Origin of the sequence: Pseudonocardia hierapolitana (genome assembly GCF_007994075.1) — a bacterium.
GTDB lineage: Bacteria > Actinomycetota > Actinomycetes > Mycobacteriales > Pseudonocardiaceae > Pseudonocardia > Pseudonocardia hierapolitana.
Genome location: NZ_VIWU01000001.1, coordinates 6,399,627 through 6,414,980, shown reverse-complemented (window position 1 = coordinate 6,414,980; position 15,354 = coordinate 6,399,627). Strand labels below are relative to the sequence as shown.

The 15,354-nt window shown below is 74.2% G+C and carries 15 protein-coding genes; 7 read left to right on the top strand and 8 right to left on the bottom strand.

What is annotated here, in order from left to right:
• The first annotated feature begins 13 nt into the window (after window positions 1-13).
• Window positions 14-1,087, top strand: a complete 1,074-nt coding sequence (locus FHX44_RS30630) for a DUF917 domain-containing protein (protein WP_147258960.1) — start codon at window positions 14-16, stop codon at window positions 1,085-1,087.
• Window positions 1,084-2,556, top strand: coding sequence for a PucR family transcriptional regulator (locus tag FHX44_RS30625; RefSeq protein WP_246170671.1), 1,473 nt, complete (start codon window positions 1,084-1,086; stop codon window positions 2,554-2,556). Before FHX44_RS30630 ends, FHX44_RS30625 begins: the two co-directional genes overlap by 4 nt.
• Before the next feature lie 31 nt (window positions 2,557-2,587).
• Here the strand turns inward: FHX44_RS30625 and FHX44_RS30620 are convergent, their stop codons facing one another.
• On the bottom strand, window positions 2,588-3,703 hold the full coding sequence (locus tag FHX44_RS30620; protein ID WP_147256888.1) for an IS630 family transposase: 1,116 nt from the start codon (window positions 3,701-3,703) through the stop codon (window positions 2,588-2,590).
• Between the two features lie 183 nt (window positions 3,704-3,886).
• Between FHX44_RS30620 and FHX44_RS30615 the strand changes: the two genes are divergently transcribed.
• Genes FHX44_RS30615 through FHX44_RS30605 form a run of 3 tightly spaced genes read left to right on the top strand, consistent with a single transcriptional unit; the run spans window position 3,887 to window position 5,261 of the window.
• Window positions 3,887-4,438, top strand: coding sequence for a TIGR03086 family metal-binding protein (locus tag FHX44_RS30615; protein ID WP_147258959.1), 552 nt, complete (start codon window positions 3,887-3,889; stop codon window positions 4,436-4,438).
• Entirely contained in the window at window positions 4,435-4,794 is a 360-nt protein-coding gene (locus FHX44_RS30610) for an ArsR/SmtB family transcription factor (RefSeq protein ID WP_211362153.1), read from the top strand. The genes FHX44_RS30615 and FHX44_RS30610 overlap by 4 nt, the downstream gene beginning before the upstream one ends.
• The gene (locus FHX44_RS30605; RefSeq protein WP_147258958.1) at window positions 4,791-5,261 is read left to right on the top strand and encodes an SRPBCC family protein; all 471 of its coding nucleotides are present in this window, start codon (window positions 4,791-4,793) and stop codon (window positions 5,259-5,261) included. The genes FHX44_RS30610 and FHX44_RS30605 overlap by 4 nt, the downstream gene beginning before the upstream one ends.
• A gap of 7 nt (window positions 5,262-5,268) precedes the next feature.
• Here FHX44_RS30605 and FHX44_RS30600 read toward each other — a convergent pair whose 3' ends face one another.
• Both FHX44_RS30600 and FHX44_RS30595 read right to left on the bottom strand, forming a co-directional pair.
• Window positions 5,269-6,492: an RNA polymerase sigma factor gene (locus FHX44_RS30600; RefSeq protein ID WP_147258957.1), complete on the bottom strand. Its 1,224-nt coding sequence runs from the start codon at window positions 6,490-6,492 to the stop codon at window positions 5,269-5,271.
• Window positions 6,476-6,847 carry a YciI family protein gene (locus FHX44_RS30595; protein ID WP_147258956.1) on the bottom strand — a complete coding sequence of 124 codons (372 nt, stop codon included), beginning with the start codon at window positions 6,845-6,847 and terminating at the stop codon, window positions 6,476-6,478. The genes FHX44_RS30600 and FHX44_RS30595 overlap by 17 nt, the downstream gene beginning before the upstream one ends.
• Window positions 6,848-7,000: 153 nt before the next feature.
• Here FHX44_RS30595 and FHX44_RS30590 point away from each other — a divergent pair, with 153 nt between their 5' ends.
• Complete coding sequence (locus FHX44_RS30590) at window positions 7,001-7,504, top strand: DUF1707 domain-containing protein (RefSeq protein WP_147258955.1); 504 nt, start codon at window positions 7,001-7,003, stop codon at window positions 7,502-7,504.
• Here the strand turns inward: FHX44_RS30590 and FHX44_RS30585 are convergent, their stop codons facing one another.
• The 4 genes from FHX44_RS30585 to steA form a co-directional block, all read right to left on the bottom strand.
• Complete coding sequence (locus FHX44_RS30585) at window positions 7,505-8,137, bottom strand: NUDIX domain-containing protein (protein ID WP_147258954.1); 633 nt, start codon at window positions 8,135-8,137, stop codon at window positions 7,505-7,507.
• The gene (locus FHX44_RS30580) at window positions 8,134-9,861 is read right to left on the bottom strand and encodes a CTP synthase (RefSeq protein WP_147258953.1); all 1,728 of its coding nucleotides are present in this window, start codon (window positions 9,859-9,861) and stop codon (window positions 8,134-8,136) included. The genes FHX44_RS30585 and FHX44_RS30580 overlap by 4 nt, the downstream gene beginning before the upstream one ends.
• Window positions 9,862-9,932: 71 nt before the next feature.
• Window positions 9,933-10,868 (bottom strand): copper transporter, encoded by a 936-nt coding sequence (locus tag FHX44_RS30575; protein ID WP_147258952.1) that lies wholly within the window; start codon window positions 10,866-10,868, stop codon window positions 9,933-9,935.
• Window positions 10,865-12,061 carry a putative cytokinetic ring protein SteA gene (gene steA, locus FHX44_RS30570; RefSeq protein WP_147258951.1) on the bottom strand — a complete coding sequence of 399 codons (1,197 nt, stop codon included), beginning with the start codon at window positions 12,059-12,061 and terminating at the stop codon, window positions 10,865-10,867. The genes FHX44_RS30575 and steA overlap by 4 nt, the downstream gene beginning before the upstream one ends.
• Window positions 12,062-12,165: 104 nt before the next feature.
• Between steA and FHX44_RS30565 the strand changes: the two genes are divergently transcribed.
• Complete coding sequence (locus tag FHX44_RS30565; protein ID WP_147258950.1) at window positions 12,166-13,035, top strand: alpha/beta fold hydrolase; 870 nt, start codon at window positions 12,166-12,168, stop codon at window positions 13,033-13,035.
• A gap of 495 nt (window positions 13,036-13,530) precedes the next feature.
• Here FHX44_RS30565 and recN read toward each other — a convergent pair whose 3' ends face one another.
• Window positions 13,531-15,342, bottom strand: a complete 1,812-nt coding sequence (gene recN / locus FHX44_RS30560; RefSeq protein ID WP_147258949.1) for a DNA repair protein RecN — start codon at window positions 15,340-15,342, stop codon at window positions 13,531-13,533.
• Window positions 15,343-15,354: the final 12 nt, after the last annotated feature.

The following is a 15,354-nucleotide window of genomic DNA, read 5'->3' as shown; positions in this document are numbered from 1 at the left end:
CGACCATTCGCGGATGGCGGGTGTCCGGCTCGGAACCGCCGACGTCGACCCGCTCGTCGTCGGGCTCCAGCTGCTCGGCTCGGGCGGGGGTGGCGACCCGCTGCCGTTCCGCCACGGGCTACGCCGCGCGCTCGCGGCGGGCGGTGTGGAGCTGCACGACCCCGCCGATCTCGGCGACGCTCCGGTCGTCGCGGTCGGGATGCTCGGCGCCACCAGGGTGTTCGCCGAGAAGCTGCCGAGCGGGCAGGAGATCACGCGGGCCGTGCGGGCCCTGTCCCGCTGGACCGGCGTCACGCCCGCCGCGCTGATGCCCTACGAGGCGGCCGGCCTGAACGGCGCGCTCGCCGTGGTGGCGGCGGGCGAGCTCGGGCTCCCGTTGGTCGACGCCGACCTCATGGGTCGCGCCCTCCCCCGCCTGGACCAGCTCACCCGCGCCGTCGCAGGCGGGACGCTCACCCCGTACGCGCTGGCCGAGGCGAGCGGTCAGATCGTGCTCGTCGACGACGCCGACCCGGTCGCGCTGGAGCGGGTGGCCCGCACGGTGGTGGCCCAGGGCGGCGGGTGGGCCGGCGGAGCGCTGGCGCCGGTGCCGGCCCGGCTCCTCGCCACCGACTCCTGCGCCGGCACCCTCGCCAGGGCGCTCGGGTTGGGACGCGCGCACGCGGGGCTCGTCCGGCCCAGCCCGGCCGAGGTGGCCGAGGCGCTCGGCGGCCGGGTGCTCGCCGCAGGCCGCACCGTGGAGATCGCGCGGCATCCCTCCTCCACCTTCGGCCGGGCGGGCGTCACGGTCGTCGACGACGGCGGCGGTGTGCTGCGCGTCGAGGCGGAGAACGAGTACCTGCTCGCGATCCTCGACGGCGAGCCGGTCGCGAGCTGCCCGGACCTGCTGTGCCTGCTCGACCGGCGCACCGCGGCCCCGATCCCGGTGGACGGGCTGCGCATGGGCGACGACGTCCTCGCCGTGGCGCTGCCGGGCCCGCCCTGGTGGCGCGCCGCCCCGGAGCGGCTGCGGCACGTCGACCCGCGCGCGTTCGGGCTCGACTGCGACGCCGTGCTGCTCCCCGACCCGGTCCGGGGCGCGTCGTGACCGACGCTCCGCTCGTCCTCCAGGCGCTGCTGCGCCACCCCGACTGGGCCGCCGTCAGCGTGCTCGCCGTCCCCGGCGGCGGGCCGGACGGGGTGCCCGTCCGGGGCGTGCTCACCGTCGCCGACCTCCGGGCGGAAGTGGCCACGGCCCCCGACGCCCTGCTCGCCGTCGCGCTGTCCGGCGACCGGGAGGACTGGCACCTGGACGCGCTGCTGCGCCGGGCCGCCGCGGCGGAGGCGGCGGCGGTGTTGCTCCCCGGCGGGGAACCGCTGCGGGTGGCGAGCCGGCTGCTCGCCGAGCGGGTGGGGCTCACGGTGCTCGGCGCCCCGGACCCGCTCGCCGCCGCGATGGCCGCCGCGCGCCTGCTGCGCGAGTCCGACCAGGTGGTGGCCGCGCTCGTCGCGACCACAGCCGCGGTGTGCTCGGCCACCGGCGGCGGCGTCGACGAGCTGGTGGCCGCGCTGGCCGCGGCGTGGCGCCGCCCGGTGTGGCTGCTCGACGGCGCGGGCGACCGGCTGGCCGGGCCCGAACCGGGCCCCGCCGACCCGGGCGCCCTGCTCACCCGCCCCGTCGGTACGGGACGCAGGCCCACGGTGCTGGCGGCCGCCGTCCCGCCGGGGATCCCCGCGGAACTGGCCGCCGTGCGCGCCGCGCTGGGGGTGGCGGCGGGCGCGGTCGGGCAGCGACTGGCCGAGAACCGGCTCGCCGTCGAGCGGGACGCCCGGCTACGAATGTCGCTGCTGGCCGAGCTCGTGCAGGCCGAGCCGGACCCGGGCACGCGCCGTCGTGCTCTCGACGCCGGCTGGCAGCTGGACGGCTGGCACGTCGGCATCCGCATCGACGTCCCGGACACCGTCGACCCGCTGGCGATGCGTCCCGAGGTGCTGCGCGCGTTCGGGACGGCGCACCTGCACGCGCTGGTCGTCGAGCAGGGTCGCGGGTGGAGCGCCTGGACGACGTTCGCCGAGGAGCCGTCGGCCACCGAGCTGCACCGCCACGCCGCCGCGGCCCGCCGCGCGCAGTGGCTGCTGCGATCCACCCTGCCCAGCGCCATGGGCGTCGGCCGGCTGTACCGCGACGCCACCGGCATGGCCCGCACCCTCGGGGAGGCGGGCGACGCCGCCCGCCTGGCGGCCACCCGCTCCGCGAGCGGTTACTTCGTGCACGTTGACCGGCTCGGGCTCGGCCAGCTCCTGCTCGCCTGGACCCGCACCGACACGTTCCTCCCTGCCGCCCGCTCCCTGCTCGAACCGCTGCGGGACCAGCCCGGCGACCTGCTCGCGACCCTCACCGCCTACCTCGACGCCGAGTCCTCGCTCACCGAGACCGCCGCGGTGCTGGGGGTCCACCGCAACACCGTCGCCACCCGCATGGCCAAGGCGCAGGAGCTGCTCGGCGTGGAGCTCACCGATCCCGACGAACGGCTCGCCCTGCACCTGGCCTGCCGCAGCGTGCTGTTCCACAGCTAGTGCGTTGACCACATACGTTCGCCGGGTTTGATCATGCGGCGGCGCGGGGTCGGCCCCAGCGTTGTTGGCGTTCGCTGCGGACCCGGGCTCGTTCGCGGCGCTGGGCCGCGAGGACGTCGGGGTGGCGGGCGTTGGCGTTGCGCCAACGCAGGTAGGCGTGCAGCTCGCGGGCCAGGACGGTGTGGTTGGGGTGGTTCGAGGCGCCCATGACGAAGGTCCGCAGCGGCCCGAACTGGGCCTCGATCGGATTGGCCCAAGAGGCGTAAGTCGGGGTGAAACACAGCTCGACCTTGTTGCGGGCCGCCCACGCCCGGATCTTCGGTGTCTTGTTCGCCGACAGGTTGTCCAGGATCACGTAGATGGGTGCGCCGTCGGGTCGGGCGGCTCGGATCGATTTGAGTGCGGCGAGGGTGTGGTCGCCGCCTTTGCGGCGCCGGATGACACCCCAGAGCTGGTCATCGCCGAGGCTGTAGCAGCCGTGGAAGTAGCGGATGCCGTGCGTGCGAGTGTAGGTCGCGGGCAGCCGGGTCGGTTTGGACTCGAGCGCCCAGGTGGAGCCGTGGCAGGGGCGGATCGACAGCGGCCCGAACTGGTCGAACGCGAAGCACCGGTTCGGGAACTTGGCGGTCACTTCCTCGATCCGGTCCAGCTTGGCGTCCTTGTCCGGGTCGCGCGACTCCTTCCAGGTCCGGGTCCGCTGGAACGACACCCGCCGCTCACGCAGCAGTTGACGCAGCCGCTCGTACCCAATCCGTATCGGTCGGTCCGGGTGCTCGGCCAGATACGCGGCGAGCTTGCGCAAGCTCCAGCGGGTGAACGGGCGCCCGAGCTTGCGCGGGCGAGTGGTGGCCGTCGCGATGACGAACTCGATGTCCTCATCGCTGATCAGGCGGGGACGGCCTCCCGCCCACTGAGGGTCCAGCGCGGCCAACCCCCGCCGGTTGAACGCGTGGATCACGTCCCGGACCGTGTCCTCATCCGCGGCGACCAGCCGGGCGATCGCGGGAACCGGAGTACCCGACGACGACGCCATGATGATCATCGCTCGGCGGACCCGGATCGAGCCGTGCTTGCCCCGGCGCACGATCTGGGTCAACCGCTGGCCCTCCGCATCGGTGAGCCTGCGCGCTCTGACCGGTTCTGCCATCCAGACCTCAACCCTCGATCCCGACCTCACGTCGGGACCGAGAGTGGGATCAACGCGACTCCACGCCCGGGACGCTGCCCGGCGTGTCGCCAACCCGGTGAACGTTCGTGGTCAACGCACTAGCGGCTTGACGGCCAGATTCAGCAGTGCCTTAATTAAGATCTACTGCAATCAGGAGGGCTGATGAACGACACCGACCCGGTGAGGCTGTTCCAGCGGGCGACGGCCCGGGCGTCCACGATCATGGGCGGGATCACCCCGGAGCAGCGCACAGCCGGAACACCGTGTTCGGAGTGGTCCGTGCAGCAGCTCATCGACCACATGACGGGGTCCACCGACTACCTGCTCGCCGCCGTTGCGGGAGAGCCGCCGTCCGTCCGCCGGGGAGCGACCCCGGACGACTACCGGGCAGGTGTGGCGGCGGCGCTCGAGGCGCTCGCCCGCCCCGGCGTCCTGGACCGGCGGTGCGCGTCACCGCTGGGCTTCGAGTGGTCGGTCGCCGAGGCGACGGCAGGCACGTTCATGGACAACCTCGTGCACACCTGGGACCTCGCCGTCGCGACCGGGCAGGACCCGACGCTGGACGTCGACCTCGTCGACGCGTGCGTCGCGATGTTCCTCCCGGACATGCCCGAACGCGGCCGGGCGGCCGGGATCGTCGGACCGGCCGTCGCCGTCCCGGTCGACGCCTCGCCGCAGGTCCGGCTGCTCGGGGCGATGGGCCGCAGGCCGTGACCCCCGCCGCCGGCCCGTCGGACGATCCGTCGGACGAGGCGATCCGCGCCATCGCGCACCCGAGCAGGCGGACCATGCTGCGCTTAGTGTGGGACCGCGAGCGCCCGGCATCGGAGCTGGCGGACGCGGCGGGCCTGTCCCGACCGGCCGCGAGCCAGCACCTCAAGCAGCTGCGGGAGGCCGGGCTCGTCACCGTGCGGGTGGATGCGAACCGGCGGCTGTACCGGGCTGATCTGGGGCGGATCGCCCAGGTCGCGTCGTTCCTCGACGACTTCTGGTCCGAGCCGCTGCGCCGCCTGACCGCCGCGGCCGAGGCGAAGGCGGGGAACCCGGACGCCGGCGGGCAGGCGCCGTGAAGCTCGTCGTGCAGGAGCTGGTGATCGCCGCGCCGACGGACGTCGTCTACGAGCTGCTCACCGACCCGGTGGAGTTCGTGAGGTGGATGGCGGAGGAGGCCGTTCTGGACGCCCGCCCGGGTGGCGCCATCAGGTGGACCCACGCCAACGGCGACACCTGTTCCGGGACCTACGTCGAGCTCGTCCCCGGGCGGAGGGTGGTCTTCACCTACGGCTGGGAACGCCCGGAGGTCGAGATCCCACCCGGCTCGACCACGGTCGAGATCGACCTGACGCCCACGGTCGACGGCGGCACGCTGCTGAAGCTCGTGCACCGCGGCCTGGCAGCACCGGCCGCGGACGCGCACGACGGCGGTTGGCACCACTACCTCGGCCGACTGGGCAGGCTGGCCGCCGGAGACCCGCCGGGCCCGGACCCGTTCGCGTCCCGCCGGGTCCCGACACCGGCCGAGTTGGCCCAGCGGTGATCCCTGCTCAGCGTCTGCCTCTGCCGCCGAGCCTGAGGAAGTCGCGTTCGGCGTCGGTCGGCGCCATGGTGGCCGCACGTTCGTAGGCGACCGCGGCCTCGCTGTCGCGGCCCAGCCTGCGCAGCAGGTCCGCCCGGGTGGCGTGGAAGGCGTAGTAGTGGCCGAGGTCGAGCTCGTCGACCAGGGCGAGCGCGGGGGCGGGGCCGTGCACCTCGCCGACGGCGACGGCCAGGTTGAGGGCCACGACGGGGGTGGGCGCCATGGCCAGCAGCTGGTCGTACAGGGCGAGGATCTGCGGCCAGTCGGTCTGCTCGGCAGTGGCCGCGTCGGCGTGCACGGCGTTGATCGCCGCCTGGATCTGATAAGGGCCGGGACGGTTCCGGCGCAGGCATCCCCGCACGATGGCCTGCCCCTCCTCGATCAAGGCGCGATCCCACCGGGAACGGTCCTGCTCACCGAGCACCGCGAGGGAGCCGTCGGGGCGCGTGCGCGACGCGCGCCGGGACTCGATCAACAGGACGAGTGCGAGCAGGCCGGCCACCTCGGGCTCGTCCGGCATGAGACCGCTCAGGATCCGCGCGAGCCGGATCGCCTCCGCACACAGTCCCGGACCGGCGAGCCCGGCGTTGTGGACCCCGGCGTTGTAGACGAGGTAGATGACGGCCAGGACGGATCGCAGCCGGTCCGGCAGCTCGCCGTCCTCCGGCACGCGGTAGGGGATGCGGGCGGCCTTGATCTTGCGTTTGGCCCGGACGAGCCGTTGCGCCATCGTCGGCTCCGCCACCAGGAAGGCCCTGGCCACCTCCGTGGTCGACAACCCGCCGAGCAGCCGGAGGGTGAGCGCGACCCGTGCTTCGGCCGACAGGGCCGGGTGGCAGCAGGTGAAGATGAGGCGCAACCGGTCGTCGGGCACGGTTCCTCGTCCCTCCGCACCATCCCGTTCGGCGAGTGCCGCCACCTCACCGAGCAGATCCCTGCCCCGTGCCTCCCGGCGCAGCCGGTCGATGGCGCGCTTGCGGGCGGTCGTGGTGATCCACCCGCCGGGATTGGGCGGCACACCGGCGTCGGGCCATCTGCGCAGCGCGATGGCGAACGCCTCCTGCACCGCGTCCTCCGCGACGTCGATGTCTCCGCAGAACGCGATCAGGGCGGCGACCGATCGGCCGGACTCCTCGCGGAAGATCCGGCCGATCAGGGGCGCGTCGACCACCCCGTCAGGCGTGTGGTTCATCCGCGAAGCCGGCCAGCGGACGGACCTCGATCGGTACCTTGATCGCCGCGGTGACCTTCGCCGCCCAGCCGAGCGCGGCGTCGAGGTCGGCGGCCTCGATCAGGTAGAAGCCGCCGAGGTGGTCCTTGGTCTCGGCGAACGGACCGTCGGTGGTCAGGATCTCGTCGCCGGACACGCGCACGACCGTGGCGGTGTCCGCCTCGTGCAGGCGCGCGGAGAACACCCACGCGCCCTCTGCCGCCATCTCCCGCTCGATGTCCCTGAGCTGCGCGTGGGACCGCTGCATCTCCTCCTCCGTCAGCGGCTCGCGCACCTCACCCTCGCGGCTGTGCACGGACAACATGTATCGCACCATGCCGGTCCTCCTCCTGGTCGGCGGGCGCAATCCCCGCATCCTCACCCCACTACGAACGGGGTGCGCCCGAATCGACACCGGACCGGAGGAATCTCGCTGCCGGCACCCGCCGCGTTCCCGCCGACCCCCGGCGGGAGCGGTACCGTCGATTGCGTGAGCACGCCATCGGTGCGCATCGGCTACGTCGAGCGTGAGGCGGCGGTCCGCGAGCTCGGCGAGCACTACACCGCGGGCCGGCTCGACGCCGCCGAGTACGAGGAGCGCACGTCCGCCGCCTACGCGGCCCGCACCGCCGACGACCTGGGGCCGCTCTTCGCCGACCTCCCGCGGGAGCAGCCCACCGTCGCGATCCCGCAGCAGGCCACGGCCGCCTTCCCCACCACGGCCGTGCCGGTGGCGTACGACCCGGAGGCGCCCTACGGGCGCGACCCGGTCAGCGGCCGCCCGTACTCGGACCGCCTCAAGGTGATCGCTGCGCTGCTGCAGCTGTTCCTGCCGTTCGGCACCGGGCGCTTCTACACCGGGCACACCGGACTCGCGATCGCCCAGCTGCTGCTGGTGTTCCTCGGGGTCGGGGTGATCTGGTCGTTCATCGACGGGATCGTCCTGCTGGCCGGTGACCCGACCGACCCTCAGGGCCGCCCGCTGCGCCCCTGATCAGCCCTCGGCGACCCGATCCGCGAACCTCGTGGGGCGGTCCGGCCACGGGGCGTCGGCGGGCCGACCGGCCTTCGGCGCCCCGGACAGGACGTGCGCCGCCAGTACCCCGGCCACGGTCGTGGCATTGATGATCGTCCCGGACAGCACCATCCGCACCGCCACCGGCAGCGAGACCCAGCGGGCGGCGAGGTCGGCCTCCTCGTCGTCGGCGTGCTCGGGGCGCCCCACCTCGGTGAGCCCGCGGGCGAGGTAGACGCGCACCGCCTCGTCGGTGAAGCCGGGCGAGGGCGTGACGTCCACCAGCACCGACCACTCCGCCGCCGCCAGCCCGGTCTCCTCCGCCAGCTCGCGCTGGGCGGTGGCGAGCGGGTCCTCACCCTTCACGTCGAGCAGGCCCGCGGGGAGCTCCCAGAGCCGGCGCCCGACGGCGTGCCGGTACTGGTGGATCATCATCAGCCGGTCGTCGGCGTCGAGCGCGGCGATCGCGACGGCCCCGGGGTGCTCCACGATCTCCCGCACGGCCACCCGGCCCGACGGCATCAGCACGTCATCGGCCCGCAACGCCATGACGCGGCCCGCGTAGATGTCCTTGCTGGCCTGCACCGTGAACTCGTGCCGCGAACCGGTCATGACGCCGCCCCGTTCACGGCCGCCTTCGCGCCCGCGGTGGCGGGCTCACGGGCCGGCAGCTCCACGGGCAACCGGCCGGCGGCCTGGTAGGCCAGCGCGGCCTTGACGAATGCGCTGAACAGCGGGTGCGGGCGCGTCGGGCGGCTCTTGAGCTCGGGGTGGGCCTGGGTGCCGACGAAGAACGGGTGCTTGTCCGCGGGCAGCTCGATGAACTCGACGAGCTTGCCGTCCGGCGACGTGCCACCGAAGACGAGCCCGACCTCCTCGAGCCGCTCCCGGTAGGTGTTGTTGACCTCGTAGCGGTGCCGGTGCCGCTCGGACACCTCCCGCGCGCCGTAGGCGCCTGCCACCACGGAGCCCTTCTTCAGGACGGCCGGGTACGCGCCCAGCCGCATGGTGCCCCCCATGTCGCGTTCACCGGCCACGACGTCACGCTGGTCGGCCATCGTGGAGATCACCGGGTGCGGGGTGCGCTCGTCGAACTCCGAGGAGTTGGCGTCGGTGAGGCCACCGAGCGACCGGGCCGCCTCGATCACCATGCACTGCAGCCCGAGGCACAGCCCGAGCGTGGGGACGCCACGGGTGCGGGCGTGCCGGATCGCGCCGAGCTTGCCCTCGATGCCACGCACGCCGAACCCGCCGGGGATCAGCACGCCGTCCATCCCGTCCAGGTGCGCGGCGGCCCCCGCGGGGGTGCGGCACTCGTCGGACTGCACCCAGACGATCTCCACCCGGGCCCGGTGGGCGAAGCCGCCCGCCCGCAGCGCCTCGGTGACCGACAGGTAGGCGTCCGGCAGGTCGACGTACTTGCCGACGAGGGCGATCCGCACCGTCTCGTCCGGGTGGTGAACCCGGTCGAGCAGGTCGCCCCACACCGTCCAGTCGACGTCGCGGAACGGCAGCCCCAGGCGGCGCACGACGTACGCGTCGAGGCCCTCGCGGTGCAGCACGCGGGGGATGTCGTAGATCGACGGGGCATCGGGTGCGGCGACGACCCCGTCGGTGTCCACGTCGCACATGAGGCTGATCTTGCGCTTCATCCCGTCCGGGATCTCCCGGTCGGCGCGCAGCACGAGCGCGTCGGGCTGGATGCCGATGTTGCGCAGCGCGGCCACGGAGTGCTGGGTGGGTTTCGTCTTCAGCTCCCCCGAAGGCGCCAGGTAGGGCACCAGCGAGACGTGCAGGAAGAAGCAGTTGTCGCGACCGACGTCGTGGCGGACCTGGCGCACCGCCTCCAGGAACGGCAGCGACTCGATGTCGCCCACCGTGCCGCCGACCTCGGTGATCACGACGTCGGGGACGTTGCCGTCCTCGTCCGGCTCCGCCATCGCATGGATGCGGTCCTTGATCTCGTTGGTGATGTGCGGGATGACCTGGACGGTGTCGCCGAGGTACTCCCCGCGCCGCTCCTTCGCGATCACCGACGAGTACACCTGGCCGGTGGTGACGTTGGCACGGCCGTGCAGGTTCCGGTCCAGGAACCGCTCGTAGTGGCCGATGTCGAGGTCGGTCTCGGCTCCGTCCTCGGTGACGAACACCTCACCGTGCTGGAACGGGTTCATCGTGCCCGGATCCACGTTCAGGTACGGATCCAGCTTCTGCATGATGACCCGCAGGCCGCGGGAGGTGAGGAGCTGGCCGAGGCTGGAAGCCGTCAGGCCCTTACCCAGCGAGGACGCTACCCCGCCGGTGACGAACAGATGACGCGTCGCGCGAGGCTGCACGGGTCTTCAGGGTACATACGAACCCGCGCGCTCGGCCAACTCCCCCGCGTGTCGTACGCCTCGGCACCCGATCAGGCGGCCGGCGCCGCTCCCCCACTGGCCGTGTCCGCGGTGCCGTAGCTGCCGGACCGGCCGTCGAGCTGCTCGCGCAACGCGAGTACCGCCGACACCTGGCCGGCCCCGGTCTGCAGGTCGTCCACGGTGGACACGCGCTCGACGATGCCGGGGTCGGCGCGCGCCACGCCCACGGCGCCGGTGGCGTCCGCGGAACCGGTGCGGCCGGCCAGCACCGCACCGCCACCGACCCGGTCGAGCTGGGCCGTCAGCCGGGCGATGACGGCTGCGGCGTCGCCCGCGTCGACACCCTGCAGCGCGCCGCCGGTGAGCACGAGAACGGCGTTCCCGGGCTGCGGCCGCGGGCCGGGCGCGACGAACCCCGCGGCCGCGAGCCCGGACAGCACCGCGTCGGCCTGCTGGGCCGCGATCGGCTGGCCGCCCTGCTCACCCGCCGGGGCGAGGACGATGCCGCCGAGCAGGCCCCCGACGAGGCTGCCGGTGTCGGTGGCCGCCGGCAGCTGCGCACCGGTGGGCAGGAGCCCCGCGGTCAGCTCGCGCAGCTGGTCGCCGCGCGCCGGGTCGCCGACGGCCGGGGTGAGCGCCACCTCGCCGCCCACGGTGGCCCCGGCCTGCTGCAGGAGCGCCAGCACGGCGTCGCGGTCGGCCGGGTCGGCGCCGGAGGTGACCAGCGTGACGCTGCTGCCCTGGAGCAGCCCGCGCACCGCCGCGGGGCCGACGCGGCGCGCGAACTCGTCGGACGCGCGCTGGCCCGCGGCGAGCTCGTCCCGCTCCGCGCGCAGGGTCTGCACCTGCCCCGCGAGGTCGTCGGCCTCGTGGGAGACGGCCGACAGCAGCCGGTCGGACACCCCGGCCGACCCCAGCACGACACCGACGGCGAGCGCCAGGAACACCGCGGCGATCGAGACCAGGTGGTAGCGGAACGAGATCACGACAGCAGTCCCCCGGTCACGTCCCTGATCTGCTGCACCAGGCCGACGAACACCTGGGAGATCCACGCCAGCACGGCCTCGCCCGCGTCCGACACGAGCAGCGCGGCCAGCACCGCAACGAGCGCGGACGCCGCCATCAACATGATCGCGCCGATCGAGATGCGGCTGCGGTAGAGCGAGGCGATCACCCGCCCGTCCACGAGCAGGCCGCCCAGCTGGAGCCGGGTGAGGAACGTCGAGGCGATGCTGCCCGACCGCCCGCGGTCGAGGAACTCCGCCATGCTCGCCGAGAGCCCCACCGTGACCACGAGGGACGCCCCGCCGTGCGCGGCGATGAGCAGGGCGAGGTCCTCCGGGTTGGCCGAGCTCGGGAACGTCACGGCACCCACCCCGAGGTCCTGCACGCGGTGCAGCCCGGGCGCGTGCCCGTCGGCGAAGGCGGGGACCACGACGTCGGCGCCGCAGGTCAGCGCTTCGCTGGAGATCTCGCTCGGGTCGCCCACGATGAGCTGCGGCCGGTGCCCGGCCTTGATCAGAGCGTCCGCGCCCGCCCCGACGCCGACCAGCACCGGCCGGTACTCGCGGATGTAGTGCGCCAGCCGCTCGAGCTCGCTGTCGTGGTCGTACCCCGTCGCGACCACGAGCACCTGGCGGTCGGTCAGCTGCACCTCGACGTCGGGCACGCCCGCCCCGTCGAGCAGCATCGAGCGCTCACGGCGCATGAACTCGATGGTGTTGGCGGCGAACGCCTCGAGCTGGTGCGTGAGGCCCGACTTCGCCTCCACCATCGCGTCGGCCACCGTGTCGGCGGTCTGCTCGACGCCCTTCGCCAGCTCCAGCTCGCCGGCGTAGACCGTGCCCTCCAGGATCCGGATCCGGCTCCCGTCCTTGATCACCCGCAGGGCCTCGTCGCCGACGTTGTCCACCAGCAGGATGCCGGCGGCGACGAGCACCTCGGGGCCGAGGTTCGGGTACCGGCCGGAGATGGACGGCGCCGCGTTGACGACGGCCGCCACCTGCGCGGAGACGAGCGCCTCCGCGGTGGCACGGTCCAGGTCGACGTGATCGATCACAGCGATCTCGCCCGCCTTGACGCGGCGGAGAAGGCCGTCGGTGCGCCGGTCGACCCGGGCGACGCCGGACAGCCCGGGCAGCGCCGCACGCGAGCGGTGCAACAGGCCGGACAGCTTCATGCACGCACTGTGACACTCGATAAGCAGGATCCCGGGAAGGCACGCCGGACGGTCACCGTCGGTTCACCACGCGAGTTGTCGGTGCCGCCCGAGAGCATGAGCCCATGACGCCGCACATCCCCGGCTTCGACGTCCACGACGTGTCGCTCCCCGCCGGACGGCTGCGCGTGGCCGCAGGCGGCGCCGGGCCGCCGGTCCTGCTGCTCCACGGCTTCCCGCAGACCCACCTCGCGTGGCGGGCGGTCGCGCCGCTGCTCGCCGAGCGGTTCCGGGTCGTCTGCCCCGACCTGCCCGGCTACGGCGCCAGCGCACCCGCCGCGAGCTACGCGAAGCGCACCACCGCGGCCACGATGGTCGCGCTCATGCGCGAGCTCGGCCACGAGCGGTTCACCGTGGTGGGCCACGACCGCGGCGCGCTGGTGGCGTTCCGGGCCGCACTCGACCATCCCGGCGCCGTGGAACGGGTGGCCGTCCTCGACGTCATCCCCGCCGTCGACATGTGGGCGGCGCTGCACGGCACGGCTGGCGTCTTCGCGTTCCACCTCTACCTGCTGGCCCACCCCGCCGACCTGCCGGAGCGGATGATCGCGGCCGACCCCGACACGTTCTTCGGCCACTTCCTCGACATCTGGTCCCGCCGCCCGACGGCGACCCCCGCCGAGGTGCGCGCCGCCTACCTGGCTGCCTGCCGCACCCCGGAGGCGATCCACGCGATCTGTGAGGACTACCGCGCGAGCGCCACGGTCGACGTCGAGCACGACGCGGCCGACCGGCAGGCAGGCCGCCGCATCGGTGTGCCCGTGCTCGCGATGTGGCAGGACCCCGGCGACCTGGTCCTGCCGTTCGACCCCGAGGAGATCTGGTCGACATGGGCCTCCGACCTGCGCACCCGGGTGCTGCCCGGCGGCCACTTCCTGCCCGAGGACTGCCCGGAGGAGGTAGCCGCGGCCCTGACCGACCTCCTCACGAGCTGAACCCGGACCACGTCCCCATCCATGATCACCGGCCTGGAGCACGAGCGGCCGCATCCGGCCGGAGTCGCACCCGGCCGATGATCATGGCCTGGCCGGCTCCTCCCCATGATCATCCATTTGGCGCGCCCGCGGCCGAATCCGGCCGCGATTGCACCAATCCCGTGATCACCGCCTGGTCAGCCCCGCCGTCCATGATCATCCATCTGGAGCACAGGCGGCCACATCCGGCCGGGAATGCCCCCAGCCGGCGATCACAGGGCGAGGCCCATCACCACTTCCGCCGACGCAGCAGCCTCGAGACCCGCCCCTCCCGACGGGCACGCCCTAGCCATGATCGTCGGACTGGTGCAGGCGCGGCCACATCCGGCCGGAGAGGCACCCAACAGCTGATCTTGATCCTGGCCTCGCCGGGACCATCCACCATGATCACGGGATCGGTGCGTGAGCGGCCGCATCCGGCCGGGAATGTCCCCGACGGACGATCATGAGCTCGCCTCAGCCGGCCTGGGGCACGGCCTGCTTCCTCCGGCGGCCACCCCGCCCGGCACCGGCGGCGGCCCGGTCGGCCTCCCGGTGGGCCCGCGCGGCAGCGAGGAGCTCCTCGGCGTGGGCGCGGCCGGTGTCGGTGTGGTCGAGGCCGGCCAGCATCCGAGCGAGCTCGACGATGCGGTCGGGCTCCGCGAGCGTGCGGACGCTGCTGCGCGTGGCGCCGTTGTCGCGGGCCGTCTTGTCGACCACGAGGTGGCGGTCGGCGTACGCGGCCACCTGCGGCAGGTGGGTCACGACGATCACCTGGTGGCGCGCTGCGAGCCGGGCGAGCCTGCGGCCGATCTCGACCGCCGCGCGACCACCGACACCGGCGTCGACCTCGTCGAACACCATCGTGGGCACCGGGTCGGCGCCGGCGAGGGCCACCTCGAGGGCGAGCATCACGCGCGAGAGCTCGCCGCCGGACGCCCCCTTGTGCAACGGCTGCGGTGTGGCACCGGCGTGGGCCACCAGGCGCAGCTCGACCTCGTCGACGCCGTCGGTGCCGGCCTGCAGCAGTGCGCCCCCGACCTGCAGGGCGTCGGGGGCGTCGCGGCCGGCCTCCCGCGGTGTGACCGACACCTGCAGCCGGGCGTCGCGCATCGCGAGCCCGGCGAGCTCGGCGGTGGCCCCGGCGGCGAGGCGGGTGGCGGCCTCGGTGCGCGCGGCGGTGACCGCCTGCGCGTGGCCGGCCAGCTCGGCGGCGAGCTCATCGCGACGGGCCGCCAGGGCGGCGAGGGCCTCGTCGGAGGTGTCGAGGCCGGCCAGGCGCTCCCGCGCGGCGTCGGCCCATGCGAGCACGCCGTCGATGTCGGCGGCGTACTTGCGGGTGAGCGCCTTCAGCTCGGCCTGCCGGGCGAGTACCTGGGCGAGCCGTTCGGGGTCGGCGTCGAGCTTGTCGAGGTAGGCGGTGAGTTCCGTGCCGACGTCGCCGAGCAGTGCGAGCGCCTCGCCGAGCCGCGCGTCCAGCGCCGCGAGCTCGGGGTCGCCCGAGGCGGCGAGCCGGTGGCGGGCATCGCCGATCAGCGCGAGCGCGGCCGGCGCGTCCGGGTCGCCCTCGTCGGCCCCGACGAGGGCGACCTGCGCGGCCGTGGCGGCCTCGCGCAGGTCGTCGGCCGCGGCGAGCCTGCGCGCGAGGTCGACCAGCTCGACGTCCTCCGCCGGCCGGGGATCGACCGCCTCGATCTCGGTGAGGCCGTGGCGCAGCATGTCGGCCTCCTGCGCGAGACGCCGGGCGCCGTCGCGGCGCTCCGCCAGCTCCGCGGCCACCCGCTGCCACTCCGCCCGCACCGCGCGGTAGCGCTCCAGGGGCCCGGCGACGGCGTCGCCCGCGAAGCGGTCGAGCAGCGCCCGCTGCTCGGCGGGGCGCAGCAGGCGCAGCTGGTCGTTCTGCCCGTGCACCGCCAGGGTGGCCTCCGCGAGCCGCGACAGCACCCCGGCCGGCACCGACCGGCCCCCGAGATGCGCCCGCGACCGCCCGTCCGCGGACACGGTGCGGATCGCGATGAGGGTGCCGTCCTCGTCGGCGTCGGCGCCCACCTCGTCGGCCACCGCGAGGGCCGCGGCGTCGGCGGTGAACCTGCCCTCCACGACCGCACGGCGAGCGCCGCCTGCCACCCGGGACGCCTCGGCCCGGCCGCCGCCGAGCAACGAGAGGCCGGTGACGACCATGGTCTTCCCCGCACCGGTCTCGCCGGTGAGGACGGTGAGCCCCGGGTCCAGTTCGAGCGTCGCGTCGTCGATCACGCCGAGGCCCTGGATCCGCATCTCGGCCAGCATGGCCGTGAGCGT